This window comes from Mesorhizobium sp. M7A.F.Ca.CA.003.01.2.1 (assembly GCF_003998945.1).
Taxonomy (GTDB): domain Bacteria; phylum Pseudomonadota; class Alphaproteobacteria; order Rhizobiales; family Rhizobiaceae; genus Mesorhizobium; species Mesorhizobium ciceri.
The window spans coordinates 1-1,019 of record NZ_RZRA01001371.1; the positions used below are offsets into that span (position 1 = coordinate 1).

3 protein-coding genes are annotated in these 1,019 nt (G+C 58.9%); 1 reads left to right on the plus strand and 2 read right to left on the minus strand.

The window, feature by feature from the left end; all coding sequences use genetic code 11:
- Nucleotides 1-241 (plus strand): hypothetical protein (locus EN969_RS32740; RefSeq protein ID WP_164758740.1); only part of this gene is annotated, 241 nt, incomplete at its 5' end.
- Nucleotides 242-300: 59 nt separating this feature from the next.
- On the opposite strand, the gene EN969_RS32745 is transcribed toward EN969_RS32740, so the two are convergent.
- Together EN969_RS32745 and EN969_RS32750 are read right to left on the minus strand one after the other, a co-directional pair.
- Nucleotides 301-633, minus strand: a complete 333-nt coding sequence (locus EN969_RS32745; protein WP_244514280.1) for a hypothetical protein — start codon at nt 631-633, stop codon at nt 301-303.
- 97 nt (nt 634-730) lie between these two features.
- Nucleotides 731-1,019: type II toxin-antitoxin system prevent-host-death family antitoxin (locus EN969_RS32750; protein ID WP_348632430.1), on the minus strand; the 289-nt coding region annotated here is incomplete at its 5' end.

Genomic DNA, 1,019 nt, shown 5'->3' on the forward strand with positions numbered 1-1,019 from the left:
CAGCGCCAATGCCGGGGCGAGGCAGGAGCTTTTCGACGCCTATGCGCTCTATCTGGCGCTGACCCAGATGACGCGGCTGTGCCTTACCGGAGCCTTCGAGCGCGACGACGTTCCGCCGGGGCTTTCGGATCTGCTTCTGGCGGTGACCGACCTGCCGGATTTCGGTGTGCTCGAAGCACACCTCAAGGAGACGTCGCAGAAGGTCAGGAAGGATTTCGACCTTTTGCTTCGTGCGGGATGACCGGGAAGCGATCGTCCCTTGGAATCGGGGACGTTTCGTGGTCCTCCAGTCTCATGCAGCTACTCTGTTCGCCGAATCTGCTGCAGCGCCCGGCTTGCGTGAGACTGCAAAATCCGGTCGCGCAGATAGGCATAGAAACGCGGCGGCAGCATGCCATAGTCGAATCGGGACGGTTTGCTCCCCGCGATAGGCCTGAGATCGGGACCCGGCCAGAGGAAATGATTGGTTTCGGTGACGACGATCCATGATGGCGTGTCATCGAGGCCGAGATAGGCTTTGAGGGGCGCAGGTATTTCTACTGCATCGGCAGGATCTGCTGGTGGCGAGTGTGTGACCGGAACGACCGTTATGACTTCACGGCCCTCCACGACCGCGCGGCGACAATGGCGCATGATCGGTTTTTGCGACCTTCTTCGGCACCCTTTTCGTGTTCTCTCACCCAGAGGTAAGAATAGGAAATCACCAGACCCGGGATAGGTTTGGGCAGGCTCACGGTGTCCAGTCTTTGAGCATTGCATCAAGCCCGGCATATTCGCTCGATACGGCGCTTTCGGCGATGGCGTTAAGCGTCTCGTCGTCCAGCTCTTCCACAGGACGGGCGACCCGTCCCTTGACCAAGACCTCGAACATCGCCGCCGACAGGAGTACCGTGTGGGTCCGGCCATTCTTTGTGATTGCGACCGGCGCACGCTGGGCAGCATCCTGAAAACGCCCGACATTCTGCTGGAATTCCGTTGAAGTCACTCGCATGACAAGGCCTTTCTTTTTTATCCAAAAT

Excerpts from the sequence above, each read along its gene's own strand:
- EN969_RS32745 (WP_244514280.1), bottom strand. The coding sequence starts at position 633 with ATGCGCCATTGTCGCCGCGCGGTCGTGGAGGGCCGTGAAGTCATAACG.